The 25292-nt window shown below is 48.0% G+C and carries 29 protein-coding genes and 2 tRNA genes; 4 read left to right on the top strand and 27 right to left on the bottom strand.

The features are described from left to right. Window positions 1–15: 15 nt before the first annotated feature. A complete protein-coding gene (locus ACS5NO_RS17535; protein WP_439416366.1) occupies window positions 16–819 on the bottom strand; it encodes a DNA adenine methylase in 804 nt (267 codons plus the stop codon). A gap of 378 nt (window positions 820–1197) precedes the next feature. Between ACS5NO_RS17535 and ACS5NO_RS17530 the strand changes: the two genes are divergently transcribed. Both ACS5NO_RS17530 and ACS5NO_RS17525 read left to right on the top strand, forming a co-directional pair. Continuing rightward, entirely contained in the window at window positions 1198–1506 is a 309-nt protein-coding gene (locus ACS5NO_RS17530) for a hypothetical protein (protein ID WP_439416365.1), read from the top strand. Between the two features lie 238 nt (window positions 1507–1744). Beyond that, a complete protein-coding gene (locus tag ACS5NO_RS17525) occupies window positions 1745–2674 on the top strand; it encodes a hypothetical protein (RefSeq protein ID WP_439416364.1) in 930 nt (309 codons plus the stop codon). Between the two features lie 154 nt (window positions 2675–2828). Here the strand turns inward: ACS5NO_RS17525 and ACS5NO_RS17520 are convergent, their stop codons facing one another. The 15 genes from ACS5NO_RS17520 to ACS5NO_RS17450 all read right to left on the bottom strand — a co-directional run bounded on the left by ACS5NO_RS17520 (window position 2829) and on the right by ACS5NO_RS17450 (window position 18079). Next, entirely contained in the window at window positions 2829–4229 is a 1401-nt protein-coding gene (locus ACS5NO_RS17520) for a hypothetical protein (RefSeq protein WP_439416363.1), read from the bottom strand. A 2-nt stretch (window positions 4230–4231) separates the two neighbouring features. After that, window positions 4232–6259, bottom strand: a complete 2028-nt coding sequence (locus ACS5NO_RS17515; RefSeq protein WP_439416362.1) for a DUF5977 domain-containing protein — start codon at window positions 6257–6259, stop codon at window positions 4232–4234. Then, window positions 6256–6801, bottom strand: coding sequence for a hypothetical protein (locus ACS5NO_RS17510; RefSeq protein ID WP_439416361.1), 546 nt, complete (start codon window positions 6799–6801; stop codon window positions 6256–6258). Before ACS5NO_RS17510 ends, ACS5NO_RS17515 begins: the two co-directional genes overlap by 4 nt. Next, entirely contained in the window at window positions 6801–7289 is a 489-nt protein-coding gene (locus ACS5NO_RS17505; protein ID WP_439416360.1) for a hypothetical protein, read from the bottom strand. The genes ACS5NO_RS17510 and ACS5NO_RS17505 overlap by 1 nt, the downstream gene beginning before the upstream one ends. Beyond that, complete coding sequence (locus ACS5NO_RS17500) at window positions 7286–8590, bottom strand: hypothetical protein (protein ID WP_439416359.1); 1305 nt, start codon at window positions 8588–8590, stop codon at window positions 7286–7288. Before ACS5NO_RS17500 ends, ACS5NO_RS17505 begins: the two co-directional genes overlap by 4 nt. A 1-nt stretch (window position 8591) precedes the next feature. Further along, window positions 8592–8912 (bottom strand): hypothetical protein, encoded by a 321-nt coding sequence (locus ACS5NO_RS17495; RefSeq protein ID WP_439416358.1) that lies wholly within the window; start codon window positions 8910–8912, stop codon window positions 8592–8594. A 227-nt stretch (window positions 8913–9139) separates the two neighbouring features. Further along, the gene (locus ACS5NO_RS17490; RefSeq protein WP_439416357.1) at window positions 9140–10633 is read right to left on the bottom strand and encodes a hypothetical protein; all 1494 of its coding nucleotides are present in this window, start codon (window positions 10631–10633) and stop codon (window positions 9140–9142) included. Next, window positions 10608–11120 carry a hypothetical protein gene (locus tag ACS5NO_RS17485; RefSeq protein WP_439416356.1) on the bottom strand — a complete coding sequence of 171 codons (513 nt, stop codon included), beginning with the start codon at window positions 11118–11120 and terminating at the stop codon, window positions 10608–10610. The genes ACS5NO_RS17490 and ACS5NO_RS17485 overlap by 26 nt, the downstream gene beginning before the upstream one ends. Window positions 11121–11388: 268 nt before the next feature. Further along, a complete protein-coding gene (locus ACS5NO_RS17480; protein ID WP_439416355.1) occupies window positions 11389–14748 on the bottom strand; it encodes a VWD domain-containing protein in 3360 nt (1119 codons plus the stop codon). 342 nt (window positions 14749–15090) lie between these two features. Beyond that, window positions 15091–15441 carry a hypothetical protein gene (locus tag ACS5NO_RS17475; protein WP_439416354.1) on the bottom strand — a complete coding sequence of 117 codons (351 nt, stop codon included), beginning with the start codon at window positions 15439–15441 and terminating at the stop codon, window positions 15091–15093. Then, window positions 15407–15796 carry a hypothetical protein gene (locus ACS5NO_RS17470; RefSeq protein WP_439416353.1) on the bottom strand — a complete coding sequence of 130 codons (390 nt, stop codon included), beginning with the start codon at window positions 15794–15796 and terminating at the stop codon, window positions 15407–15409. The genes ACS5NO_RS17475 and ACS5NO_RS17470 overlap by 35 nt, the downstream gene beginning before the upstream one ends. Next, window positions 15793–16236, bottom strand: a complete 444-nt coding sequence (locus ACS5NO_RS17465) for a M15 family metallopeptidase (RefSeq protein WP_439416352.1) — start codon at window positions 16234–16236, stop codon at window positions 15793–15795. Before ACS5NO_RS17465 ends, ACS5NO_RS17470 begins: the two co-directional genes overlap by 4 nt. Before the next feature lie 163 nt (window positions 16237–16399). Then, window positions 16400–16639, bottom strand: a complete 240-nt coding sequence (locus tag ACS5NO_RS17460) for a hypothetical protein (RefSeq protein WP_439416351.1) — start codon at window positions 16637–16639, stop codon at window positions 16400–16402. Beyond that, a complete protein-coding gene (locus ACS5NO_RS17455; RefSeq protein WP_439416350.1) occupies window positions 16636–17574 on the bottom strand; it encodes an amidoligase family protein in 939 nt (312 codons plus the stop codon). Before ACS5NO_RS17455 ends, ACS5NO_RS17460 begins: the two co-directional genes overlap by 4 nt. A 172-nt stretch (window positions 17575–17746) precedes the next feature. Further along, entirely contained in the window at window positions 17747–18079 is a 333-nt protein-coding gene (locus ACS5NO_RS17450; RefSeq protein WP_439416349.1) for a hypothetical protein, read from the bottom strand. A 199-nt stretch (window positions 18080–18278) separates the two neighbouring features. Here ACS5NO_RS17450 and ACS5NO_RS17445 point away from each other — a divergent pair, with 199 nt between their 5' ends. Continuing rightward, window positions 18279–18464: a type II toxin-antitoxin system HicA family toxin gene (locus ACS5NO_RS17445; protein WP_439416348.1), complete on the top strand. Its 186-nt coding sequence runs from the start codon at window positions 18279–18281 to the stop codon at window positions 18462–18464. A 101-nt stretch (window positions 18465–18565) separates the two neighbouring features. Next, window positions 18566–18988: a hypothetical protein gene (locus ACS5NO_RS17440; protein ID WP_439416347.1), complete on the top strand. Its 423-nt coding sequence runs from the start codon at window positions 18566–18568 to the stop codon at window positions 18986–18988. 66 nt (window positions 18989–19054) lie between these two features. Here ACS5NO_RS17440 and ACS5NO_RS17435 read toward each other — a convergent pair whose 3' ends face one another. From ACS5NO_RS17435 to ACS5NO_RS17385, 11 genes are all read right to left on the bottom strand, one after another. After that, window positions 19055–21205 (bottom strand): ATP-binding protein, encoded by a 2151-nt coding sequence (locus ACS5NO_RS17435; protein ID WP_439416346.1) that lies wholly within the window; start codon window positions 21203–21205, stop codon window positions 19055–19057. A 220-nt stretch (window positions 21206–21425) separates the two neighbouring features. Beyond that, window positions 21426–21743 (bottom strand): hypothetical protein, encoded by a 318-nt coding sequence (locus tag ACS5NO_RS17430; protein ID WP_439416345.1) that lies wholly within the window; start codon window positions 21741–21743, stop codon window positions 21426–21428. 2 nt (window positions 21744–21745) lie between these two features. Beyond that, window positions 21746–22069, bottom strand: coding sequence for a hypothetical protein (locus tag ACS5NO_RS17425; RefSeq protein ID WP_439416344.1), 324 nt, complete (start codon window positions 22067–22069; stop codon window positions 21746–21748). Between the two features lie 28 nt (window positions 22070–22097). After that, entirely contained in the window at window positions 22098–23498 is a 1401-nt protein-coding gene (locus tag ACS5NO_RS17420; protein WP_439416343.1) for a hypothetical protein, read from the bottom strand. A gap of 95 nt (window positions 23499–23593) precedes the next feature. After that, window positions 23594–23667, bottom strand: a tRNA-Ser gene (locus ACS5NO_RS17415). Window positions 23668–23753: 86 nt separating this feature from the next. Further along, window positions 23754–23826 (bottom strand) — tRNA-Met (locus ACS5NO_RS17410). Between the two features lie 64 nt (window positions 23827–23890). After that, on the bottom strand, window positions 23891–24085 hold the full coding sequence (locus ACS5NO_RS17405; RefSeq protein ID WP_439416342.1) for a hypothetical protein: 195 nt from the start codon (window positions 24083–24085) through the stop codon (window positions 23891–23893). Between the two features lie 4 nt (window positions 24086–24089). Beyond that, entirely contained in the window at window positions 24090–24323 is a 234-nt protein-coding gene (locus ACS5NO_RS17400) for a hypothetical protein (protein ID WP_439416341.1), read from the bottom strand. Window positions 24324–24389: 66 nt separating this feature from the next. Further along, window positions 24390–24611, bottom strand: a complete 222-nt coding sequence (locus ACS5NO_RS17395; RefSeq protein WP_439416340.1) for a hypothetical protein — start codon at window positions 24609–24611, stop codon at window positions 24390–24392. Beyond that, window positions 24611–24835: a hypothetical protein gene (locus ACS5NO_RS17390; protein WP_439416339.1), complete on the bottom strand. Its 225-nt coding sequence runs from the start codon at window positions 24833–24835 to the stop codon at window positions 24611–24613. Before ACS5NO_RS17390 ends, ACS5NO_RS17395 begins: the two co-directional genes overlap by 1 nt. Continuing rightward, entirely contained in the window at window positions 24832–25008 is a 177-nt protein-coding gene (locus ACS5NO_RS17385; protein ID WP_439416338.1) for a hypothetical protein, read from the bottom strand. The genes ACS5NO_RS17390 and ACS5NO_RS17385 overlap by 4 nt, the downstream gene beginning before the upstream one ends. Window positions 25009–25292: the final 284 nt, after the last annotated feature.

Below are 25292 nucleotides of genomic sequence, written 5' to 3'. Positions count from 1 at the left end.
AAGGCTGCTCCGGAATTAATAATTCCAGGTCAGGCACTCGATCTTCTTTTTGTTTTCCTTCCGCCGACCGTCGACCGCCAGTGACTTTTCGTGGTCTTCCGACTGCCAGCCATATTTCTCCCGGAACTCCATCAGGAGCGGCTCCGGGTAGCTTGAAAGCAGAAACTTTCCTTTCAACTGCGCACAGGCCTCCAGCAGGTTCCGAAAATCATCCAGGCTATAACCGGAATAGTGTCCCTGGTTGGCCGACACATACGGCGGATCCAGGTAAAAAAAGGCATCTGGAGCGTCATACGCCCGCATGACTTTCAGCACGTCATACGACTCGATAGTGACCCGTTTGAGCCGCAGCTGGTAGGCATCGGTGAGCAGCTGTTTCTTGTTGAAGATTTTCAACGCGCATTTGCCGTGCCGATCGTAGCCAAAACCCCCACCAATCATACAACTAAACGACATGTTGGTCTGCACCCAGATGGCCCAGGCCATTTGAAGCATGTCCTTGATCTCATCTTCCCCCGACTCATACACCTGGTCGGTTTCTGAATGCTGCGCGCGGCTGTGAAACGTCTCATCGATCAACTTCTGAAGCTCGTCGATGTCATATTTCAGTACCTTGTAGAAACTGATCAGGCGGTTGTTTAAGTCGTTGACCACTTCCGCCTGGCTGGGCTCTTTCCCCCAGAAAACCGCCCCACCTCCAAAAAAAGGTTCGACGTAGGTGTGATGGGCAGGTATCTTGGGGAGAATGTGGCGAAGCATCATTTGTTTGCCGCCATAGTAACTGATAGGGGTTTTAAGCAGTGGTTTGACAGTAGTCATAACGTTGAGTCGTTGAGTGAACTTCAAAGTTGACCTGAGGCAATTTGTCCATAAAGGACATTTTTTTGTACCCCTTTCCGGAGTATCTTTGATCCTTCTCCCGCAGTCGCCAGCGGTTTAAAAACGGCTTTACATACTGATGACAACATCAAATCAACTCGAAGAAGGAATCGTCTTCGCCAGAGCAGTCTTTGCTCAACTGGATTGCCGAGGCACTAAATGGAAAACCAGAAACGTGCCGGTCCATATCCGGAAGCATCTTTGGGTATCTCATTATCTCACTGAAAAATCAGATGAGCAACTTTTGTACGTCATCCGGCCTCCGGACAAACTGAACCCCAAAGTGCATTTCGCCCGCTGGCCACCACTGGAGCCAGCATGAAAAATAGATTTTCGTTGGAAAACGATGAAGCCGCTTCGAAACCCGAAGCGGCTTTTATATTAAATACAGGAGAACCCCCAATGCGGGTACGTATTATTCATTTTCGTACACTAAAGCAATTGGATGAATACGCCCCCATTAGGCCATCCATTCAGATTAGAACTTTACCAATTCTTCTGGAAGTGGTCGATATTCCTAGCGACTTACCTAATAATAAAGTAAACTATTGGCTGCAGCGGATGGCTATTTGGTATTATCGCGTTGTCATTAAGCTCGGGCCAGCATACACTGCGCTATCCGACTAACAAGTTTCAAAACCTGCACATTCATCTAAACAAACGATAGATTGTAGCTTAGTGACTATTTACTCCTTTTAGAGTAAAGGTGTACCTAAACTTAATCAAAGTAACTATTTTAAGTTTGGAAAATGGTTTACTAGGTCATTTTTATCTTTTATATTTATCCCCTAGAAAGGCAGATAGTCGTTAAGAAGAATTCAAACGAATACTTTTATATCGTTAATACAATTAAAACTAAGTAAATATGAAAAATCTCTTCTTTAGAAGCCGTTTTACTGTTTTCTGTCAATTTGTATCTTTAGTTTTTGTTTTGACAGGTTGCCCATCATCAAATAAAGAGCCAGATCCGAAACCATTGGAAGATGCATATGGCAGTTTAATATTTAATACAAAAAATGTGGATCAGCTTACAACATTGAAGGTTAATGGAGATGACCATACAGGAATAGTAAATGCATCTGAGAAAGGCTTAGATCCATGTAAAAATAAGGACTTGCACATTAAAGTTAAAATTGGCCAGAAAAATACACTTTTTGCCGATAATGGCCTGATACAGTGGAATTTAAATGATGTAATCGTTTCTGAAAAAGACCAGTGTAAAGCAATTATTTTAGATGTCTCAAATTCAACAAGTACTCCCAAGTCTGCGGTAAAATTCTCTAATAATGGTGAGACAGGCACAAGAGGTATTCAGTTATATTTAGACGATGTGAACACAGCATTATTAAATGAATCAAAATTAACATATTCAAACACATCTCCTACTGCATCAACATTTACGACAACTATTTCAGCTGGAGAGCACATTTACAGAGCAGTTAGTCAAAATGGTCATGTGTGGGAAGGGAAGTTTACTGCTGAAAATGGCACAACAGCAGGAATCCTTTTGCAAAAAAACACGGCTAAGCCAGTACCTTCCGACAAGAATAACATAATTTTTTACAGCCCTACGTATAATAATATCATTGTTAATTTAAATAATGTGCAGATTGGGGCCGCTGCTGTAAGCTATGCTCCTACCACTGCGGACCTTTGCACAAGGAGGTGGTTAGTATCAATAATTAATCCCTTAGGTACATATACGTATACGGCTTCAGATAATTTAGGGCATAGCTGGAGTGGTACCGTAAAAGCCACGGTAGGGGGAGGATGCACGATGGTGCAATTAAATTAATTAGTAAACAAAGAGTATAATTCCTGAATCAACTCCAGCCATAGTTAGAATAGAGTGTAATAAAGTGATTTAGAATTTAAGTTTTAAGAAATCGAATAAAGTAGTTCTATAATCATGCCCTTCCTCAATCGGTGAGTGAGAGAGTTTGATAATTTCAAACTCTTACTAAAAAACACTTCGCCGGCATTCGGACCGGTAGACTGACCATCACCTGCACCACAAGATAATTCACGCCATTGATGTGGATTTTCTCTTTGAAGTTCAGTGTGGCCAGGTCCGTTTCATTCAGCAGCAGTTCCCGCTCCACGTAAAACATCCTGGTCCGGAACGCTTCCAGTTCATTCCAGAAGGTTGCGGCCAGTCCACCCATCCCGAGCCAGTACAGGCTCAGTCCATCCAGCGTCGGCAACGCCAGTGGCAGATCATCTTCCAGTCCGTTCCAGAACAACAGCCGGGGCATCCAGCCCTGCGTCGACTGATTAAACGCAGCCGTGACTCCAGGCTGTCGGGCCGATGCCAGGCCCGTGGCCGGGTCATACAGCAAGGTGCCCAGTTTGGCCGAAAGTTTCGCAATTCCGGTCGGATCGACACCCGCGGGCGTCAGGTAATCGGCCAGTTCCCCAGGCTTATCTTTCAACAGCGCATCGGAGGAATCCAGTTCGAAGCTCAGTTGCAGCCGCCGGTTGACTTCCGCCCGTCGTTTGTACTGTTTCACCGCCTTCCCCGACCAGTCCTTGACCACCGGCGCTTTAAAGATGTCGTCGGTCAGTGACGTCGTTAACCGGCCCTGCACCGCCTGAAAATCGAACGCCAGGTTAAACACCTTCCGAAGTTCGATCAAAAGCTGCGGAATCGTCCAGGTAGGCAGGTGATTCCGGATCGTCACGTCGGCCGCGCCGTCAAGGGCCCGGGTGTTGTAGAGCACCAGTTTCGAGAGCTGCGGATGATCCAGGATCGTGCCCGATATCGTCGTTCCGGTTTTGGCGGCAATCTGCAGCAGCAGCCACCTGACAAACACCATCGGCACGTTCGGGCCAGCCGTATATACGCCGGCCACATACGGATTGACCCGCCCCCCGTAGCCGATCCCCGCGCCATTGGTGCCGTAATAATCCGGATTCTGAATCGTCGGAAAACACACCGCATCCTGACCGGCCGCCGTCAGCACCGGTGTGAGTGTGGCAGGCAGGGCAATCGTGCCGAAATCGATCTCGCTCAAAGGCACGGTCTGGTAATCGCCGAAGAATTCGCCCAGCGGTTGCACGACGGAAAGTTGGAAACCGCTCGAATCGACCGTGGCCAGCCCAATGCCTTCCTGCACCAGGTGACCGTTGTAGTACTGCTGCACCACCATCCGTTCCGGTCCGGTGGCCACCTGCAGCTCATCCTGAAACCCGAACAGCCGCCGGTTGCGGGCCGACAGGGGCAGCGCGGGCAATTTGGCACTGCTGGTAAACAACGTTTCGTAGGTCAGATACGGATTGACCAGTTCCAGATCCACGCTGCCCTTGGGCGCCAGATCGGCAATTTCACCATTCACGCGGGTTTGCAGCATCCTTAAGCAGTCGTTAGATCCAGGTAAAGTTTATCCTCCGAATTGAGCGTTTCACTCATCGGATGAAGCAGGTGCAGTTCAAAACCGTCCTGGTTCATCGTAAATGTGGTGTCCTTGATCGGTAGTCCGTTCCGGAACACCCGGATCCGGTAAAGCTGCCCGGGGGTACCCATCGTGTAGAGAAACCAGAAGTTATCGTTGATCACCGGAAAGTCCAGATCGTTGCTGCCCGGTGCATACACGTTCGGGCCGGTCGCCAGGCCGTAGGCGTTCCCCATATCCGGAACCAGTGACGTGGTGTGGTGCACCGACATTTTCGACGGCTGGCCCGCGCGGTAATGCCATTTTCCGGCCGGAACCGACCAGGCATAAATTTCGGGCGAAACTGTGCAGGTGCCGTACTGGTTGGCATACGCCTGGGTATTCAGGGAGGCATATTCGGCTTCGGCCAGTTGATCGGCATCGCCATCCGCTTCCCCGCCGTACTTCCCCGCCGTGATGACGATCGTGGCCGGTCCACCCACCTGACCCGCCGGGCAATTGGCGCGGCTGTAGGTGGTGGTCCGGGCAATTTCCGCACTCGGGAACGGCGTAGTGCCGGGTTCGATCCCCGCCAGCGGAAGCCCCCCACTATAATCCGGATCGCCGGGTGCGTTGGGTTTCTGGGTCAGCGGTTTGTAAATTGAGCCGTCGTCCAGGTAGTATTTCTGCAACCGGATCGGCCGGCCCAGGCCCGTGCGCTTGCCCATCGCATCCAGCAGATGCATCATCCCCACACCCCGCCAGCCGGCCGGCCGCGCGGCCTGGGCAGGTGCCGCCGGCAGATCGCTGTAGCTGAGTTGGACATCCACTTGCCGAAAACTGAACTGCCGGGCCACCAGGTCGCCGTCGTCTTCGTGGTCGACGACGTCGGTTGTCAAAAGCTCCAGCGGAATATGCCCTTTATCCGTTATCAGGTACCATTCCCGGGCCAGCAGCAGTTCATCCAGGTAGCGCAGGGTTTTGACCGCATGGCGCTCAAAATAACCCGTGGAAACCGTCAGCGTCCGCTCGCCCACCACGTCGGTGATGTATAGTTCCGAAAAACCAACCGCCCCCAGGGGGCGTTCGCGTTCAGCCGAAGACCGCTGCACCTTCAGCGTTTCGGATCCGCTCCCCACCAGGCGCAGCGTATCGAAACCACCCAGGCTGTTGGAAAACAAAATCTGGCGCTCATTCCGCCGGTACCGCCGGTCGACCGTGAAGCTGCGCACCTGGGAGAGCCGCTCGTTGGCCTGGTTCGACAGCCAGATCCGGTACCGCGCCAGCGCAGTACCCGCCGGCACTTGAGCCGCCAGCATCGACGGCCCCACCGGCGCGCAGATCACCTGGTACTGCACGACATTTTTCAGCGTCAGCAGCGTCATCTCGTCGATGGTACCATTCTGAAGCGTGTATTCCACCCGCAGCCGCACTTCGGTGGGCAGCGGACTGCAGTTCAACAAGAAATACAGGTATTCTTCCTGCTCACGGCCGACGATCTTGCCGTCGGGCTGCCAGGTCAGAAATTGCCGCGCGTCGGCCTGGTAGTCGCTGGCAAACCGGTCGGCCCAGCCAACTGCATCGGCCTCGGTGATGCCGCCTTTCAGCAGCCATTTGATCCCCCGCTCCACTTCAGCACCACCGGGCAGCACCTGTTCGGTCAGTTTGTAGGGCATCGTCAGCGTGGCGATCGACGAAAGCTCCGATTGTCGGTAAGAGGGCTTCTGGAGTGCCATAAAACCGTCGAGAATCGAATCAAACTGAAAAAAGGTCCCTTCGTAGGTCGTCGCGCCATCCTGCGTAACGGGCGGCTTTTCGCGGCCTTCCAGCGTGGGCAGGGCCATAAACGTCGATGCCTGGGCATATTCGGGCACTTTCAACGTCAGCAAATACCGCAGCGGGCTGCGATCGGGAAACGTGACCGGATCCAGCGCGTCGATGGTGTGGGTAATCCGGTTGCGGCTGAGCTGCACCGGTAAAAACGTAAGGGAAGCTTTCGGGTCAATCATGGTTGATCACTACCGGTTATCGTTTGTTTTAAATGACGGATCGCGGCCAGCGCAGCCGCCTGCCGCACCCGTTCGCCCACCATGCCAAACTTCCGGCCGGAGGTGACGCTGTACCAGCCCCGCCCGGTGCGGATGTGTTCGATCTTGCGCTGGCGGGCGATCCGGACGCCCCAGGCAATATCGCGGATCAGCCTGGAGTCGGATTTGATCGAGCCGTACCGGCGGGCCCAGACATCCTTCAAAAATTCGGACGCTCCTTTTTTCTCCACCCAGTACAGCAGGGCTTCCAGCGGAGCCATGTTGCTGCCCACGTTCAGCCGCTTCATATCCCGGTAGCGGCCATACTCCAGAAACCGGATTTCGCATTCGTACACGAAACGCTGGGCTTCGGCCCGGATCGTCGACCGGAACGAGTCTTCCAACTCACCGGTCATCACCAGCCCCTCGCGCTCGACGGCGATCCGGTATTCACTCATCGCCTGCCGCTGGAACTCGGCAATAATATCGGCCAGCTCTTTTTCGAGTTCTTCCAGCGCATCCATCAGTCCGAACTGCCCACCAGGGCATTGGCGTTGGTGATAATTTTAAAGTCGACCATCATCCCGCAGGCCCGATCGGGACCGACCTGGGTCATCGGCCGGATTTTCCAATGGCGGGGTTCTTCCCAGTTGAAGCGGCCCGCGCGCGCATCCTTGCGCATCTGGCGGATGATCCGAAAAACGGCACGCTGCGCCTGGCTAATCGACTCGCTCAGCGCATCAGCCGTGGAGTCAGCGGGCAAACACAGCACCGCAAACGAATTGTCCTGGGTGGCCTGAATCAACCCGTGCGCGGTGTCGCCCAGCAGGATGTTCGGCATAAACAGGACCAGGGCCGGGTAAGAAAAACCGGTGGTGCGGGAAGCTTCCACCAGCACGTCGGTGCCTTCACCAGCTTCGAAGAGAAACGTGGCCAGTTGGTCGTCAGCCTCCTGAATGCTTTGAAAATACGCCTGCTGGGCGACGATATCGGTTCCGAGGTAGGTCATCATGAGGCTTGTCCGACCACGTTTTGTTTGCCGGTCGGGTTTTTATCCAGGGTGGTAAATTCGACGTCGACAAACTTGTATTCGATATCGCGCGGCACGTTCATTAGCCGTAAAGCCGTATTCAGGGGCTTGAGCAGGTGTCGGCGGTACGACGGCGTACGGTAGGCGACCTGGTACATGGCCGCGTGCTCGAGTTCCGATCCCGAACCACCCACCTTGCCACCCTGATCGATACCGGCCAGGACCGGCAGAATGCCGTGGCCCTGGGCCTGGGCAATGTTGGCCGCTTCGTAAATTTTGGTGTAGGCATCATCCGACATTTTGTTGTCGATGGCTTTGATCCGGATCATGTCCCGGGGCTTGCCATTGCTGTCGGTCAGATCGCCGATCATCACCACGGCTTTGTCGGTGTTCTGAATACCGGCCAGAAAATCGTCGAGCTTGGACATGAACTCGTCTTTCCGCTTCTCGATGAGTTTGGCTGTTTCTTCATCGTCGGCATTTTCGCCTTCATCGACGAAGTACGATTCGTCGATTTCGATCAAATACTTGATGTTATAGCCGTTGGTCAGTCCGTTTTCGTGAAACTGCGGAATCATATTGGCCACTCTGGTCCACACTTTCGTACCCCAAAACAGCCCCAGGTTGTAAAAATCCTGACCGATCTGGGCTTTCTTCAGCAGCATGATCGACTCCGGGTTTGCCGTGGGGTTGTCGCGATCCCAGAGCGGAATCCGCCCCATGTCGGCCGGTGTTTTTCCACTGCCGAAATGCGGACTGGTGAGCACGTGGGTGATTTTGCCGGCTGTGGGTTTCTCAAACCGGCACTTCACCGGTTGAATGGTCTGCAAACCGATTTCGTTGCCTTCCCCGATCGATAGGTTGACAAACGCCATCTCGCAGAATACCAGGCTCAACGCGCCCAATTCCAGGTATTTCTCAAAAATCTCCTGCTCATCGAACCAGTCGTCAAGTTCCGGAAAATCCTCCCGGTCGTAAATCTTTTTTCCGTTCTCGTAGCGAAACCGAAACGGTGCGACGCCCGCCCCCAGCACAAACTCTTTCGCCTGGTCCATCAGCGAAGGTTTGGAGGGTGATTCCCAGTTCAGCGCAATGACCCGGTTGGGTTCATCGTCGTCTTTCCCCCACTTGACCCACTCGTACTTTCTTCCGGATCCGGTCGCTTTCCGGGCCGACAGTGCTCTTTCATCCCCGTGCACCACGTCCACGGATGGCGAAATTACCACCGCAGCCGCCGGGCCGCTCAGGTAATACATTTTATTATCAAATCGTCTGACGGACATTTTACCACGAGTGTTTAATGCGATACCATTCACGTTGATCCCGGAACCGGTAAGCCATCAGCAACCGGTTCCGGAGGGAAAAGAAATTCCCTTTTTCATCTTCCAGCAATACGATGCCCTTTTCGAGCAAATCATAGCGCAGGCCAGCCTTCGGAGCCGTTCCGTTCCGGGCTTTTACCCCCGTGTTCTTCCGGCTTTTCTTGCAGCCGTGCCGCTCACCCGTCGCACCGTCTTCCTTACGCCGGTAGCGGATCGAAAAGCCGTCGTTGATGGGGTCGTGGAGAAGTTTGAAAAATTGCTCCACGGTCAATGTATGATCCATAGTCAAAGGTGAAATGCTGTTACCGGGCGAAAAAGGACGATTTTTGCCCGAAAAAGTCTTCCAATGCCATTTTCGGGCAAACGGGTTGCGCTCAGGGAGTTGGCGAGCCTTATTTTCTAAACCGGCCCCTTATTTTCCAATAATCTCTAAGGGCTATCAAACACCCTGTCTGGTTTCGGTAATTACCGGTCCGCGTTTTCCGAATATATGAAAGGGGGGTGCGCGCTTCAGAGGAAGCGGATCTGCTTCGTGCCTTTGGGCTTCTTCGCTGTGGAATATTTGTAATACAAAATGTAATCGAAGCAGTCGCTCAAGTGGGTTGCGTACTCCTGATTGATCGTTGTTCGCTCACTTCGCTTGTCTTTGGCAAAGGTTGGCAGGATGGGTGAGTTCTGCATCGAGATGATCAGTGCTTTGCAGGTGTGTTGGTTGATCCGTAAGCGAGGGAAGCGATCATCGGTCTCCAGCAGCAGCTTATCGATCAGGTTGAACTTGTCAACGTGTTCAGGGTTGGTCTTCAGGATCCGGTCGAACACCTTCCAGCCAGCGAGCCTGAACACGGCTCGCACCAGGTCGAAGAAGGTATCGTTCGAACCTGCTGATTTGGATTCACCATAGGCATCACCATACAGGAAGATTTCTTTCTTGCTCTGCTGGTGGTAGGTAGCCACCACCCGCCAGGCCAGCGTCTCTACCAGGGTGCGGTTGGGATCGGCCACCTTTGCATAGAGGCTATTGATAAACCGCAGTTCTTTGGCCCCCTCCTGGCAAACCGCCACCGAACAAATGGCCGCGTTAAAGTCGAAGGATAGTTCCAGGGCTTTGGTGGGATTGTAGTCACTGAACGTTGGCACCCATACGCCAGAGTCGTTCTGGTCGTACTTATAGGTGTCCGTAGAGCAATGCTTCTCGAACTCAAAGGAAGGGTAATAACAGTTGGGCAGTTTGGCAATGCGCTCGTTTAAGACCTCGATCCGGAATTGCAGGGGAGACAATAGCTCCTCCTGGTTCTTCTTATAGTCAGGGTGCAAAAGTGGGTTATCATCACAATTACCCTCAATAAAAAAATACTTGGTAGGGTCTTTTTTCATGAGTTCCTCGGTCAGGAAGACCCATTTGCCCGACTCATGCCAGGGATTGGAGGTAAAATCGTAGAGAGAATTGTGCATCCAGTTGCCCGCAAACCGGTGCGTATTGGCCCGAAACAGCATGGGCATCAGGATGGTTTTGACCCACTCATCCTTGAACAGCGCCGATTCGTCGATCAGGCCGCCGTCGTAATTACCCCCCCGGTTTGAATCGGGCCTTTCAAAACTGAGCATCTGCAGGCAGAATCCGGTGATAAAAGAAACGCACCGATCCCAGGTCTTGGGGGCTTTGTAGGGTCGGGGCCAGTGGGCGGGGGGCTCCTTGCAAACTACGTAATGACCCATTCCCGTTTTTTCGTCGTACGGTTGCCAACCCAGCCCCCGAAACGCATCGGCCATATCGACCAGCACGATGTTCAACAACTGGGCGAAAGTCAGGCCGGCCAGAAAGAATTTGGCACGGTGCATATACCGCGCAAAGTAGGCCATACAAACCAGCAGCAGAAACGTCTTGCCGAAGGCCCGGCCGGCCAGCAGGGTTTTGCGCTGCGCGGTGCTTCCCAGAAACAGCTTCTGTTTGGGAAAGACGTATACCAGATTGGCCTTTTCAGTCGACAACTTCGGCTTCTCCATCTTCCACGTCATTTTTAAGGATTTCCAGTGCCGTCAAATCGTCAGTGAAAATCAAATTCGGTTTGGGTAAAAACAGGCGGGGGTCGAGATGCAGGCCTTCTTTTTCGGTCATACCCTGGAGTTTTCCGGCTTTTAGCAACACGTTAGCGGCTGCTTCATACTCGCCTTCTTCGTCGAGCTTGTCGGCCAATTCCTCCAGGCGGATGACATACACGGCCTTTTTACCTTCTTTGATGGCTTTGGTGGGATTGCCTCCGAAAATCGAAAGCGCGTCGTTGACGATGTTGTAGGCCTGGCTCTGAGAGAGTCCATAGGCCTTCATAAGAAGGGTGACAACTTCCCGGCTGGATTCACCCTCGCAGAGTTGGGTGTAGGCGAAATTATAACGCTGCATCAACAGCTGGTCTTTTTCAGCCAGCGGTGCGTCCCGGTGCAGGTGATCCCGAAACCGCTCCAGCCGATCGGCTTTCTGGGGGCTCAATTCCATTGGAAAATCAAGTTTTTGGCAAGTTTCCAGAAAGCCCCGGGGTTAAAAAAGGACACAAAAATGGTCTAGTAGCGAATGAGTTACTTGTCCCAAAAATTGCTGACTGATCTAAAGACTGCCTTTAGATCAGTCAGCAGAGTAAGAGAAAGTTTCCTATACTATAGGCGTAATTTTTACACTAATAATCGTTCATCTCAACGAAATAATCTTCATAAAACACCTCGTACCAATGTTAACTACTCCACCTTTTCCATTGTCATGGGCTGGATTAATTCGTAGAAACGCATAACTTAAAGTCTAGTCTAACATTCTCCGCCCAGGTAGAAACTCTGACAAAGTAAGTTGAGCCAACCTTCAGCCCCGTCAAAGCCTTTTGTTCCATGGTCATTTCCGCGCAAAGAACATTCCCGCCGGGAGCGTCATTTAAGGCTTCGAATACCTGAACATTTCGGTAAACGCTGCTGCCATGAACGGCTTGAATATTTGATATCTTCAGTAAGTGAGAAGCTGCTGTCGCAGTGAACTTGAACCACACGTCATCTTCTTTGCGAATACTCGAACAGCTTGCTTGAGGACTAGCAGTCGCACCGTTGGTGGTTCCGGAAGTTGAACTTTTGCAGTCTGGGCTGGTATCCATAGTAAGCCCGATAGCACCCGTATATTCATCATTGGCAGGAGGCACAGGGGGGGTAGAAACACACAACTTGAAGTTCAGTCTGACATTCTCTGCCCAGGTAGAAACTCTGACAAAGTAAGTTGAGCCAACCTTCAGCCCCGTCAGGAATTTTTCTTCCATGGTCATTTCCGCACAAAGAATGTTGCCTCCAGGAGCGTTATTCACGGCTTCAAACACCTGAACATTGCGGTAAACGCTGCTGCCATGAGCAGCTTGAACACCTGATATCGTAAGTAGATGTGCAGCTGCTGTTGCAGTGAACTTGAACCACACGTCATCTTCTTTACGAATGCTTGAACAGCTTGCCTGTGCACTGGCAGTCGCACCGCTGGTGGTTCCAGAGACAGTATTTGCACAATTATATCCACTATTGATGGGGAGCCCGATAGCACCCGTATATTCATCATTGGCAGGAGGCACAGGGGGGGTAGAAACACACAACTTGAAGTTCAGTCTGACATTCTCTGCCCAGGTAGAAACTCTGACAAAGTAAGTTGAGCCAACCTTCAGCCCCGTCAGGAATTTTTCTTCCATGGTCATTTCCGCACAAAGAATGTTGCCTCCAGGAGCGTTATTCACGGCTTCAAACACCTGAACATTGCGGTAAACGCTGCTGCCATGGGCAGCTTGAACACCTGATATCGTAAGTAGATGTGCAGCTGCTGTTGCAGTGAACTTGAACCACACGTCATCTTCTTTACGAATGCTTGAACAGCTTGCCTGTGCACTGGCAGTCGCACCGCTGGTGGTTCCAGAGACAGTATTTGCACAATTATATCCACTATTGATGGGGAGCCCGATAGCACCCGTATATTCATCATTGGCAGGAGGCACAGGGGGTGTAGAAACACACAACTTGAAGTTCAGTCTGACATTCTCTGCCCAGGTAGAAACTCTGACAAAGTAAGTTGAGCCAACCTTCAGCCCCGTCAGGAATTTTTCTTCCATGGTCATTTCCGCACAAAGAATGTTGCCTCCAGGAGCGTTATTCACGGCTTCAAACACCTGAACATTGCGGTAAGTACTGTTACCACGAGCAGCTTGAACACCTGATATCGTAAGTAGATGTGCAGCTGCTGTCGCAGTGAACTTGAACCACACGTCATCTTCTTTGCGAATGCTTGAACAGCTTGCCTGTGCACTGGCAGTCGCACCGTTGGTGGTCCCGGAGACAGTATTTGCACAGTCATATCCATTATTATTAATGGGAATCGATATTGCTCCTGCGTATTCATCGTTTGAGGGAGCGGAAGGGTCAATCGGCCTATTTGCAACGAGATCTACATACCCTTTTATAAGGTCTTGATTGTCCGTTACTAATAAATCATAAGTGCAATTGCCTAAATAAGGTTCTCCAGTCACCCCCGCATCCATACAAGCCTTTCTTGCCGCATCTCTTTTACTGTTGTTAAAAGTAGGTAGAGGCTTGGGCAAATCTCTTCTTGTATAACCTTCAGTATTTTTACCAGACTCATAGTGTAAAAGGAAGTTTTTGTTAACCCGCCATGAATCAGCATATTTTGGATAAAGGCTTGCAAATTCGTTTTTGACGACTTCACCCTCTTTTGTTCTTAGGTCGTTTTCTTTGTTCCCGTCAAAGTTACCCAACAAGCCTTCTACTTTTCCTTTCCGATCAGGACTTAAAAAAAGTGAGTAATTCATAGACCCCGCATAAACATCTATTTCAACCCGGTCCTTGCTTGAAGCTATGACCTTTATCTTTCCACCCTGAATTGAGATCGAAGCCCCCCTTTTCAGTGAGATAGTTCCCGAGGTGATATTTTGTTTTTCATTGTTAATAAATACAGCTGCGGGCTTGGCATGTACACTAACAATGTCGTCTCCAGTTTGAATTCCCAAGGCAGTGGTCACAGTTGCATACTCTGAATTCCCAGGGCCTTCATGCCTTGCTTGAATTTCGAAGTTATCAGTAGTTGATTTAACTAAAATAAATTCTCCGAAACCCTGAAAATCGTAATAAACCCCATCTGTTGTTGTGAGGTGAGGATCACCCCATCCACCCCCAGTGTTTTCTTCATTTTCTTTTTCTTCCTGTTGTTTTTCACATTCTTCGTATTTCTTTTTAGCTTCCTCATAAGAGGGAAAGTCGTCCCAGCCGGTGAGAAAACATCTCAATTTATCCAGTTCTTTTTCACCATTTTCTTTACAAGGTTCGTATTTTTTTTCAAAGTCATTTATTGCGCTTTTACAAGTAATATAAGTAACAACAGCATCTCCACCAAGACGGTTAATACACATAAGAACTGTTCCTATTGCAAACAAAGGTGCGCCTACAATCGCCACATAGCAACTGACCACTATGCCGACTCCTACACCTATTGATGTTATACACGCTGCGACTCCGAGTGCAAGGTTGGCGGCTTCTAAAAGTGTACATGTCTCCGCTTTTAATCTTGCATTTTTAGAATCACGTTCATAAAGTTGTTTTAATTTTAAAAGATTAGTAACGATTTCAGGTCCAAGAACAATCTGTTGGTTCGGTGCTATAATAGCGTTTGTTTGCTTGTCCTTTATCTGAATTTGGACCGTTCCAGCACCCAAATTGTAGTTACTAAATGAAGCAACTCGTCTACCACCCTCTGAAATTGCCTCTATTTCTTCTATAAGATAGTCTTTCCCCAATTTTAACTTTATGGAACCACCAATCTTTGTATTTATTGCTAGAATGCTGGTAATTTGGTAAATGGCATTGTTTTTATTTCTATTCCCAGAAACAATTATCGATTCTGTTTTCGAATCATTTTGGATTAGTAAAGCTACCGGAAGTTGAGGATCATTAACCTGGTAGTTTGTGAAATGCTCTCTGACTAACTCCTCAGTTTTAGGGTCAGTATTGTTGTTGGGGTCGATATTGTTCTTTGGATCTTTGTCTTTACAAGACTCAGCAAAAACAAAAAGAAACAACAAGAATAGAAGGAGAGTTTTTTTCATTTTGTAGTCGTTAGAATGGTTAGTTCGATTTAAGATTATTTAATTAATAAAGAATTTATTATACATCTCTCTACTTTCTTTTAATGCTTTCTAAAATAATTAATTTATGTACGGATCATTCTCTAATTACCAGACGATTCTATTTATAATTAGAGTTTACAGGAATCCATAACTAGCTATCTACGTATATTAGCAAGGGTGTAAGCAACCCATAAAACGAATCTATATTAGCTTCTTCTACTCTTATCAAATTCGCTTAAATTTATACAAAAATTTTTCAAATCGCGATCTCACAAATAAATATATCATTTTGGTAACACTAACTGAGTATATATACTATAATCATAGTACCGACCGCACCTGAAAATACAGCGCTACAGCCCCCCCAATGCGCAGCAGCCACCGCTCCAACTGAGCCTGGCGGTTTTTCTGTTTCTGTCGGCCCAACTCGTCTTTCGTATCGAAGAGTTCATTGGCCAGCTTGCCGTTATCCTGAATGCAGTTTTTCAGTTCGACGGCAAGCTGATCCCGGTTGCGTTCAGCCAGAATGACTTTCACCTGCAGCGCGGCCACGTCCTTCCGGATGTAGTGGAGTTTGGTGAGACTATCCAGGAGCGGTTTGGCCAGATCCACAAAATCCCGCACCACCGCCAGACTGTCACTTTGCTTTTTTTCCTCCTTTGATTGCGCCAACGATGGTCTGCATAGCCCCCAGAGGAGAAAGTTTACGATTAGACAGAAGCGAGTCGCGTTCTTCATATTGCCTGATTGTATACTGGAGAGAATCGATAATGTCCTGTTTTTCCTTCACGCGGATCCACGCCTGGAGCGAATCGGCCCGTTGCTGGTTGTGCAGGGTAGTTCGCAGCACGTCGCGCAAACCGCCCACCACATCGGGTTCGGGCGGCATCGTTACGTGCAGAACCAGGTAGATACAAAGGGCCGTCATCACGCCCACCACCACCTCCCGGACCAGGTTCTTGGTTGTGCCCAGGTGCGAAGCCGTGCCTTTCAGGTACTGGACGGCCAATACGATGAATTTCATCATTTCCTGACGAGTTTTTCCCAATCCGTCAACTCGAAGTGTGGGCGGTCGATGATCGATTTGAAGTTCCCGCCCCAGGTTATGCCGGGCGTTTTCAAAACCAGCCTGGCGAAGTCGACAAACCACTTCAGATTGTAGTCGGTCGCTCCCTTGCTGTTGCGAAAAGCAATATCGAACGCGTAAGATGGCAGGTAGTTGTGAGGACTTTGGCCGGCCCGAGCATTACTGACAAACTCGTCTTTTTCGTCGACCTGTCCGTCGCCATCATTATCCTTTTTGTCGCGGGGTTGGTCGTAGAGTGCCTGTTGTTCCTGGTTAGACCGGTGCGTGGCCACCAGAAACGGTTTGGGAGCCGCAGGATACAGCAAGAGCCACTCCGCTTCGGCCTTGCCAAAGGCGTAAGCGAGTAGGGGGTTTAAGTCGAATAGGGATCGGGATGCCATCGCTTAGAATCGTTATCGAAGCGAAGATCGACGGATCCGTCGGGAGGTAAAAGGACAAAAAAGCCCGTCATTGTTGGGACGGGCTTTTCAGGATCAACCACGGAATAGTCGTCCCCGATCGGCGCCAGGCTAAACCGGAGTACTCCACTGCTACAACAAAATTTTAATCGGGAGTTTCCTTGAGCCAGCCCTGGCTAACCAGGTCTTCGATAAAACGTTCCGGATCATCCGTACGCGGAGCCGTACCGCCATAATATTCCACAAAGCGAACGGCAAATTCACGCATATACTCTTCCCTGCTTTGTTCTGCCGTGAACCGGCCATTGTTTTTCAGCTGGTCGATCAATTCAGCCGGGGTAGCCGCTTCGACCACCCCGGTTCCATCTTCTAATAAATATTTCATGCGGCTAACTCGCTGATTCGGTTATGAATGTACGTTACAATTTCGGGCTGTTGAAATGCCTGCAGGCTGGCTTCATTTGCGGTTTGTTGGTCAATCCGCTGCGTCTTGCTCATTTCAACCAGATTGTGTAAAAATAAAATCCAGTTCGAGATTTTCGAAAATTCAATGGTTCCGCTGTGCTGGCGAAATTCAACCGTCCGGTGGCGGCTATACGATTGCAGGTTAACTTTCTCATACCGATCACCTTGCAGGCTTACCAATCCGTTGATGGTTCTGGCGATTTCAACCCGGCTGGCCAGCGTTCTAACGCTTTTGCAGTAGTAGTTATCGCGTCTGCTTTGCGGCATAAATCGATCAATTACCCGCTCATAATTGGCGTAATTAACAATCATATTTTTTAGTTGTTCGAGGCCCATCCCGCTGGCGTCGAAGTGAACATGCAGGCCGCAGCTTCGGTTAATGTAGGCGTTTTTCTGTTTCAAAACCCGGCAAACCGTTTTTACTTCATCCAGCCCGGCCTGACCTTCTAAAATCGGGCTTACCAATTCAAATGCCTGTTGGCCGTTCAGGCTGGCGTCGGTTACAATTTTCCAATGTCTGCGGGTAGTGTGGTTGTAGCCTTCAACTTCCACCGAAATCCCCGCTGCTGAAAGGGCGTTGGCCAGTACGTGGCGGTCTACATTATAGGCTTCAATTTCAACCCCGAAGCGCCGGTCAAAGGCAGGAAAGGTAAAGGCGGTAGCCCGCTCGGCTGCGCGCTGGATGCGGCTTTGAACACGTTCTGGCCAGTAGCGAGCAAATACGTTCTGAACAAATCCGTAGTTCCCGCCCGTCAGGTCTGCTACCTCCCGGCGAGTCAATCCTAAAGCCAGAAGCTGGCGTATTTTTTCGGTTTTGGTTAGGCTGTTATTATTTAGTATTTCCTGCGTATTCATCTGGCTATTTGCGTGTTATCATTCCGTTTTGATGATGTAAAGCACGCACTTTGTTGCCGCGAAGTCAAGTTTCTGATCGAAAAAAAGTAGCCTTTTTGCTACTTTTTTTGTCTAGGTAAATACAAAAAGCCCGTCTCAATCGAGACGGGCTAAAGTCTTATTACTGAATGGGTTATTTAAATGAAGTACGCTGAATGTATGCTCCCATCTCCTCAACGACCCGAATAACCGTTATAAATTCATCGATCCCATTTTCCAATAAGGGGCTAATCAAATCAAAGCCGCAGGCCGTGGTGTTTAATTTCCAGCGGCTTTTCGTCAAAAAGCTAAATCCGTTTACTTCGACCGCGATTCCTGCCAGCGTCAGCTTCCAGGCCACCTCGTGGGGATCGACGTTCATACCTTCAATTTTGGTCTCAAAGAAGCGGCCTAGTTCGAGTGCCAGAATTTGGTTTTTCATTTCATTTTTAGTCATTCTTCTGTTTAACATTTTCTGGATATTCATCTGGTTATCTGCGTGTTATATTGTTTGTTTGATAGAACAAAGGACGCACTTTATTGCCGCGAAGTCAAGTGTTTTCAAGAAAAAAAGTAGCCTTTTTGCTACCTAATTATTTTCACAAAAGTAGCAAAAAAGCTATTCCAAAATTTGGATATAAGTAGCAAAAAGGCTACCTTTGATACGTACTAAATAAGCAACCCCGATGAAGGCATCTGACCTAATCAAACTAATCGAGGAAAAAGGCTGGTACGAAGATCGCCGGAAAGGAAGCCACCGGATTTTCAAACATCCCGACATTAAAGGTCACATTTCGATTCCAGACCACGGGAAAAAAGATTTGAAACCCGGCATCCTGAACGACCTTCTGAAACAAGCCAAATTAAAGTAAGGGAAGCCCGCTCCAGCGGGCACCCTTCCTCTTTAGGTTGAGTAGGTTAAATGCTGAAAAGGATAATTTCACACTTGTAATACACTTTGAAAAGCTGAGCAATGAAACAAACAATCATCTTAGAAAAGGGCGACGGCGAACTCTGGGGCCGTCTCTCGTATGATCCCGGCGAGGACAAAGAAGGTTTTCTGCACACCACGGTTGGGGCCAACGTGGCAGAAATCACACAAAACATTCGTGACTTGGTCACGGATTCGTTGGAGCACGAATTAAAAGACGATCCGTACTGGGCTGGCGTCAATCCCAATGACATTGAGTTCAATTACGTCTACGATCTGACGGCGTTTTTTGAAGTATTCAACGCCGTTAAAATCAACGTGATCGCCGAAAAAGCGGGGATAAATAAGGCTTTGGCAAGACAGTATGCGTCAGGGGTCAAACATCCGTCAGCACAACAAGCTAAAAAGATCGAGAAAGCGGTGCATGAATTGGCTAACGAACTCTTGCAGGTGCAGATTGCCTAATTTTATATTGTGGTAAAAAAGAAAAGCCCTCGATCGAGGGCTTTTCTTTTTTACCACAATATAAAATTATTCATTTGTCAAGTTTTTAATGAATATTTCATTCCGTTTTTCAGCTCTATCTAAAAGTGTTGAATATTGAATTGCTTCCGTGTACAAAGCACCATCTGTCCTACCAAACTTCCCAATTATTCTATAATATGGTTTAAATACATAGTTGAAGTGAACAGCTTCTACAAAAGCAGAATCCTTATTTTGAACATCACCAGGGTCTAACTTTTCGCCAACTAGATAACCATAAAAAACCTTAAAATTATATGCATCTTTAGAAAGATTTCTGATTATACTAGCATAGTTAGAAATCTGATTTAAATGATCAGAAACATTTACATCTGGATTTTTAAATTCAATGATTATACATTTACCTTCACTTGGAAATAATAGCACGTCAGGTCTTGTGTCATATCGCCTTTCTTCTAAAGAGTCTCTATATTTTATTTCTTCTTCTGTTGGATCTTCCTTCATTATTTTAACTCCATCAACTGACAAATTACCTAGTTTCACCTCAGAAGTACCTTTAAAATAAATAAAATCTTCATTCACAAGCCATAAGTCACTTATTCCAGGATCGCTTGATCCTTGCTTAAAAATTAAATTATGCAATAATTTTTCATCTATATTTCTCAGGCCTTCACGTTGAACCTTAAGTTTTTTATTTAAAATAATCTTAAATAAATCTAGAACGAGCTTCCTCCTAGCTACATAGTGAGTGAGTGAAGTCCTGTTTTGTAATGGTATTTGTTTCACTAAATCCGCTACTGTATTATTAAATTCTGACTCAAAAGATTTGTCACTTGGATCTAAATCTTCAAGATTATCTATTTTTTCTTTTATTTTAGCGTCTTTCTGTGCAGTAACTTTTGCCTCAGCAACATAAACTTTTTCTAATATCTGTTCTTCTGAATCATTTAAACTTAGAGATAAGGACTTGATAGTATCATCACTAATTAGAAACATTGATTTTAACTTTTCGATACCTTTACTATGCTCTTTAACCTTTGCTGAGATTTCAGGATATAGCTCCAAAATCGATTTATTTGTTATTTCTTTTAAATCTTCAAGCAGTATTGTCCCATTGTCAAAAATGTTACTTTCTCTCTTAAATTCTTCTTTTGTAAGAATTTTAATATCACCACGAACATTCCCATCTAAATCATCTATATAAGCACTGGATACTAAGAATAAATACCGTTTATTATCAATTACATCAGCACTTGATAAGCAATCTAAAGAGATATGATGTGTATTAATTACTTCTCCTTTACTCGTCAATTTAACACTATTTTCTGAGAGCTTTTCTTTGTTAATTTTAAAGGATTGCACAGTAAAACTCTCATTTTTATCCAGCTTTTCGACACCTTTACCATCCCTAGACAAAGCAGAGTATTGAACTTTAATAATTTTAGTTTGATCAATCTCTGGGACATCTTCAGTTGAAATAGTCTGCTTATCTTTAAGTTCTTCATTCACGTATTGCTCGATTAAAATAAAGGGAAGTCTTTCGCGTCGAGAACATAAATACTGTATATAATGAAGAATAATGGAATCTTTTAGGTTTTTTGCATTTAGATTATTAAAAAATTTATTCGTTGGCTTGAGTGCACCAATAAGCCTTAAAGATGTACCTGTTTCACTCTTATTTGTTTGCTTATCTGACAACAATAGTGTTATTGAATTATGAGCCAAGAATTTCTCATTCTTTGACAAAACGAATTCTCTTTCTTTAAAACCATCATCAGTTTTATATACACTTACATAATGACATTCTTCAAAATAATGAATAAGCTGTATTCTCCCTGAACCTCTATTATTGAATCCTTTTTGATTGTCTTTATATGTTGTAAATCTATGAAACTCCTTTTTATTAAACCCAATACCTGTATCTTCAATTTTCAACTGCTGAAAAATTGGTTCTCCTCCATCAATTTCAGATAAAAAAATCTTTATACTAATAGACCCATTGTTACTTTTATCTGAACGTAAATCTATTGCTTCCAACGAGTTTGTGAATGCTTCGAAAATAGGCTGAAAATAGTCTCTATGTCTTTTAGTGTCTTGTAGTATACCCTTATAATATATCCCAAACCCCATAATATACTGTGGCAATTGCTCTTTGGCTGGTATATTATCAATGGCGAATGGTTGGATCGACAATTCCATAACGTGTAAGGATTTAAGAATAAGAACCTTCTACTAAGGCAAGTAATCTATTTGACTAGATTTTAATCAATCAAACAACACCTCTAAAAACCTTAAAATTAAAGATTTTCACATCATTTAAACATTTTTATTCAAGAAATCATCATTTTAAATAAAAACGAGATCGAGTTTATGGCATAAATAATACATTCCACTCTTCGGGGGCCAAGCTTGGGCTTTTTTAGTAGCTGATATTCACCAACTCCATATCCAGCCGCGCCAGTAATGCCTGGCCATATATCGTCAACTCTGCAAACTGCATCTCCTGATGCAGTATCCGGATCACCGACAGCGGCATCGGCAAACTATAGCGTTGACGGCTATTCCGGTGTCTCCAGGCAGAAACCTTTTCAAGCAGGCTCGTTTTTGACCAGTACTCCAGCAGTACTTGGTCGTAAATACTTCGCTCCATCCCTTGGAGCGAAGTAATCAGAGAAATGCGGCCGTATAAGAAATTGACCAGGCCCAGAAATTCATTGGGGGTTATCCGAATTTTCATACTCAATGATATTGCCAACCCTTCGAGCGATCATACTGGCAGATACGGTCGCCCCGGTTTCCATCAAAGCTATGAAAAATTCCTCCTTCCAACACCCGGCCTTGCCAGCCAGAGGGCGTTTCTTTTTCAATCCGTACCTTCCAGTATTCCAGCCAATACCCCAGGTTTCGATATTTCCAGGCCTTGCTGGCCACACCGTGGCAGTCAATATCGCGGCTATAGAACGTCCGGACGTTGCCGTCGACAAACCGGACAATCGCCTGAACACAGGCATGGCGTTTCAGCGGATCAGCGTTGTGAACCGGCCTTGGTTGTGCAGTATTCATCAGAGAACAGGGTATATAGTGAACTTAATTATTGCTTGAAATTGCGGTTGAATCCCTTCACAATCTGGGGCTTCTGCTGCCCAATGGTGCTGGCCAGGTTCCTGAACCGGTCGACGGCCGCTTCACCGTAATTCGCCATCGTCTCCTCCAGCGTTCGATACGCATCGATGTACGTTTTCGCCTGTAGCCGCTTCGTGGCTTTTCCGTCCCGGTGCTTTCGGAGTTGGAGGATGGCCCAGCTAATCCGTCCCTGGACATAATTGCGTCGGTATTTTTGCAGGTTGTCTTCCAGCCAGGCACCGGTGGCCCTAAATCCCCGCAGGTTTTCCCAGTCAAAGTAGCCAGTGCCCTCACGATGCCTGGCAAACGGATCCGGAATCCAGCGATCCGCGTGGCGGCTGTAGTAGGCCGCAGCCAGGTCAATCCTCCTGTAAAAGTATTCCTGGAGCTTATCCCAGTCTTTTTCAGACAGTTCGTATTCAAAATTGCGGTATACCCCTGCCCGGATGGCCCGAATGGCCGATTCGTCTTCGAAATCCCTGAAGGTTCGACCGGGGTAAAGGATTTGCTTGGCGTAAAGCCAGAATGAAGAAAGATAGCCCTCCAGAATTACCCGTTTTTGTTCTTCAGTTCGCTCCAAACGCACCACTGCACGCTTTTGGCCGCTCAGGCTCTTCTTAAGCCGATTGCCGGCCGTCTGCGCGGCCGGCCCGCCCCCCCCCTGTTCATGGTAACCTTGGTGGGCTTCTGGCGCATCGGGGGGTACATTATGGGCCGTTTTGGGCGGTTGCTGTTCGGTGTTGCCCTGTTTTGTGTCCCCGTGCTCAACAAAACCTACCGCCTTTCGCTCGTCGCCGTGCTCAACATCTGGACATTTATTAGTTTCTGTTTCAGTGTTACTATGAGTCACAGTGACTGTATGCGGAAAATTTTTCAGAATTTGCCCTAAAGATGCGGTTTCGGCTGGCCGATTTTCGGGCTTATATGCCTCCCGAATGCGCGAATCCCACAGAATATCCTGACTTATCCACAACTCAAAATCGTGCTTGCTTCCGTGGAATTTATATCCGCTGATCAAGCCGTGTTTTTGCAGCTTTCTGACGTGACTACGGGCCGTTCTATCGCTGCAACCCCGCCGGGCACCAATCTCAACCGAGTTCGTGTAGAAGCCCGGAGGGCCATTTTCCAGGGCCTGGTTGCCCATCTTTTTGATCAACCGCAGATAGTAACTGATATAGTCTTTGATGATACGTTCGCCGGTCGCTTTTTCATTCGAGTTGATGGCTTTCGGCTTTTTCACAATCGTAATTTCCCGCCCATCGACCAGCTTCCGCACATAGCTTTTTTCAGGTTGGGCATCGTTGATTCGCTCCACGAGATCGTGCCAGCGGGTTAAGGACGCGTATTGATCAATAGAGTATTGATGCATGCCTAATGGATTAATAGTCAGTCAGTACCCGACTCCCTTCGGAGGAGTCGGGAGCTTTAAAATCGGTCGATAGACCGTTCAGTTGCCTACTTCGGTGGAACTGCCTACAGGAGTCGAACCTGTCTAACCCTCGTTGATCTGAGGTGCCTGACCACTCAGCCAGGGCAGTGGTGGAGAATACCGGTCGGCAGGTGCCAACCGGTATTGCTGTTGATATTCCTAAACCCTTAACCTTCTCTGATGGGATGCCCATCGTTGCGGGAGCCGGACTCGAACCGACGATCTCTGGGGTATGGGCCCAGCGAGCCACCATCTGCTCCATCCCGCTTTACTGAGAATGCTGGCCTGAATCATGCCTGGTCAGCATATCCGCTTATCTCTGTGCTACCTATTTATTTTTCAGCACCTTCCGCAACTACTTTCCGGAAGGTTTCTACCAACAGTGTCATGGTCCGTTTCAACTCGTCGATCTCCCAACTGAGCAGCGGGTCTGGCTGCTTCAGCCGCACCAGGGCCGCTTCCCGCTCTTCCTTCAAGCGCTTAGCCTGGTCATACAGTTGCCGGAACGTAGGGCTGGTCTCAAACATCGGCTCACCATCTTGTCGATTCCCACAGATATTCATCCAAGGCCCAGTCGAGCATATATTTCAGATACCTACGTCGGAGAAAGCCCCCCATCACCATGCGCTTCCAGAGAGGAGCCTGGTTAAATTGCTCCAGCTTTCTGTGGTAATAGGCATACACGTTGGCCATCGATGACTGGGCAAACGTGTGCTCAATGCGGCTGATCCGGAAATTGAGCATCTCTGTAGACTGATCAGACATCAGCATGGGAGTTAAGAAGGTTGCAAAATCACTCGAATCGTGGCAAATGGTAAAGGACCGTTTTCACTAGTCGTCGCATCCATACCGCCTTGTAAGCAGTTGGTTGATATACCCCACAATTTCATTGTATTTCTGAATCAAGTACCGGCCAAAAATGGAGTCGATGTGGTCCGGAGCCGTCGCCAGTTCCTGCTCAATACCCGTCCGGATCGCCAGCAGCGTTTCGTCCGATTCGTTCGACAGGTCACCGGCGTCATACCGGAACACCACTTGGGTAAGTGTTAGCATCATACTGGTTGGTTTGGGGGTGGAATGGGTAATTCGTCATCGTCCCGGATGGCCAGCTCATAAAGCTGCCTCCATTCGGCTCTCAGGCAATTTTCTTCCAACTCCATCCGTCTTATGCGTTTCATGTCCCACAGCAGATACACCAGCAGCGCGACCAGTAACAGCAGGAAAAAGGTCAACAGGATCGGATACAGATACTTAAGAAAAGCAGTGGCCAGGCTCATACCGGTTCATTCATTAACTCGTGACGTTCCAGTTGGATCTTCTCCAGAATGATCTGGGCCATTCCCAACTCAAAACCGATCAGGCTCTGCATCTGCTCCAGATCGTCGACCACGAGCTTCTCCACACACCCCGTAAGTTCCGTCAGGTGATTCTCCATGAACGACTCCATCATCTGGATCTCAAAAAGCCGCTTCTTAGCATCCGAATTGTTAGAAAAGGGCTCTTGACGGAAAAATGAAAGCAAAAGCTGCTGGTAATTCATGGGGTCAGGCCGTTTGATTTTGTAGACCAAACAAATGTGCTGTTTCAGGCATGGTGTTGTTCCGAAAGTTTTCGTAGTCAAACCCCAGATACTCCACCATACATTCAGCGATCCAGAAGTCAACCCGCCTTAAGTCGAAGCCCGGCTTACAAATCGTCCTTTCAAATCGGCTTAGACAATCTGCTAAAACCAAC

Origin of the sequence: Larkinella fluvii (genome assembly GCF_051857545.1) — a bacterium.
GTDB lineage: Bacteria > Bacteroidota > Bacteroidia > Cytophagales > Spirosomataceae > Larkinella.
Note: the sequence above shows the minus strand (reverse complement) of the source record. Positions and strands in the feature narration are given on the sequence as shown.

Bases quoted from the DNA above. Each gene is read 5' to 3' on its own strand.
- ACS5NO_RS17535 (WP_439416366.1), bottom strand. From the start codon at position 819: ATGACTACTGTCAAACCACTGCTTAAAACCCCTATCAGTTACTATGGC.
- ACS5NO_RS17530 (WP_439416365.1), top strand. From the start codon at position 1,198: ATGAAAAATAGATTTTCGTTGGAAAACGATGAAGCCGCTTCGAAACCC.
- ACS5NO_RS17525 (WP_439416364.1), top strand. From the start codon at position 1,745: ATGAAAAATCTCTTCTTTAGAAGCCGTTTTACTGTTTTCTGTCAATTT.
- ACS5NO_RS17520 (WP_439416363.1), bottom strand. From the start codon at position 4,229: ATGCTGCAAACCCGCGTGAATGGTGAAATTGCCGATCTGGCGCCCAAG.
- ACS5NO_RS17515 (WP_439416362.1), bottom strand. From the start codon at position 6,259: ATGATTGACCCGAAAGCTTCCCTTACGTTTTTACCGGTGCAGCTCAGC.
- ACS5NO_RS17510 (WP_439416361.1), bottom strand. From the start codon at position 6,801: ATGGATGCGCTGGAAGAACTCGAAAAAGAGCTGGCCGATATTATTGCC.
- ACS5NO_RS17505 (WP_439416360.1), bottom strand. From the start codon at position 7,289: ATGATGACCTACCTCGGAACCGATATCGTCGCCCAGCAGGCGTATTTT.
- ACS5NO_RS17500 (WP_439416359.1), bottom strand. From the start codon at position 8,590: ATGTCCGTCAGACGATTTGATAATAAAATGTATTACCTGAGCGGCCCG.
- ACS5NO_RS17495 (WP_439416358.1), bottom strand. From the start codon at position 8,912: ATGGATCATACATTGACCGTGGAGCAATTTTTCAAACTTCTCCACGAC.
- ACS5NO_RS17490 (WP_439416357.1), bottom strand. From the start codon at position 10,633: ATGGAGAAGCCGAAGTTGTCGACTGAAAAGGCCAATCTGGTATACGTC.
- ACS5NO_RS17485 (WP_439416356.1), bottom strand. From the start codon at position 11,120: ATGGAATTGAGCCCCCAGAAAGCCGATCGGCTGGAGCGGTTTCGGGAT.
- ACS5NO_RS17480 (WP_439416355.1), bottom strand. From the start codon at position 14,748: ATGAAAAAAACTCTCCTTCTATTCTTGTTGTTTCTTTTTGTTTTTGCT.
- ACS5NO_RS17470 (WP_439416353.1), bottom strand. From the start codon at position 15,796: ATGATGAAATTCATCGTATTGGCCGTCCAGTACCTGAAAGGCACGGCT.
- ACS5NO_RS17465 (WP_439416352.1), bottom strand. From the start codon at position 16,236: ATGGCATCCCGATCCCTATTCGACTTAAACCCCCTACTCGCTTACGCC.
- ACS5NO_RS17460 (WP_439416351.1), bottom strand. From the start codon at position 16,639: ATGAAATATTTATTAGAAGATGGAACCGGGGTGGTCGAAGCGGCTACC.
- ACS5NO_RS17455 (WP_439416350.1), bottom strand. From the start codon at position 17,574: ATGAATACGCAGGAAATACTAAATAATAACAGCCTAACCAAAACCGAA.
- ACS5NO_RS17450 (WP_439416349.1), bottom strand. From the start codon at position 18,079: ATGAATATCCAGAAAATGTTAAACAGAAGAATGACTAAAAATGAAATG.
- ACS5NO_RS17445 (WP_439416348.1), top strand. From the start codon at position 18,279: ATGAAGGCATCTGACCTAATCAAACTAATCGAGGAAAAAGGCTGGTAC.
- ACS5NO_RS17440 (WP_439416347.1), top strand. From the start codon at position 18,566: ATGAAACAAACAATCATCTTAGAAAAGGGCGACGGCGAACTCTGGGGC.
- ACS5NO_RS17435 (WP_439416346.1), bottom strand. From the start codon at position 21,205: ATGGAATTGTCGATCCAACCATTCGCCATTGATAATATACCAGCCAAA.
- ACS5NO_RS17430 (WP_439416345.1), bottom strand. From the start codon at position 21,743: ATGAAAATTCGGATAACCCCCAATGAATTTCTGGGCCTGGTCAATTTC.
- ACS5NO_RS17425 (WP_439416344.1), bottom strand. From the start codon at position 22,069: ATGAATACTGCACAACCAAGGCCGGTTCACAACGCTGATCCGCTGAAA.
- ACS5NO_RS17420 (WP_439416343.1), bottom strand. From the start codon at position 23,498: ATGCATCAATACTCTATTGATCAATACGCGTCCTTAACCCGCTGGCAC.
- ACS5NO_RS17405 (WP_439416342.1), bottom strand. From the start codon at position 24,085: ATGTTTGAGACCAGCCCTACGTTCCGGCAACTGTATGACCAGGCTAAG.
- ACS5NO_RS17400 (WP_439416341.1), bottom strand. From the start codon at position 24,323: ATGTCTGATCAGTCTACAGAGATGCTCAATTTCCGGATCAGCCGCATT.
- ACS5NO_RS17395 (WP_439416340.1), bottom strand. From the start codon at position 24,611: ATGCTAACACTTACCCAAGTGGTGTTCCGGTATGACGCCGGTGACCTG.
- ACS5NO_RS17390 (WP_439416339.1), bottom strand. From the start codon at position 24,835: ATGAGCCTGGCCACTGCTTTTCTTAAGTATCTGTATCCGATCCTGTTG.
- ACS5NO_RS17385 (WP_439416338.1), bottom strand. From the start codon at position 25,008: ATGATGGAGTCGTTCATGGAGAATCACCTGACGGAACTTACGGGGTGT.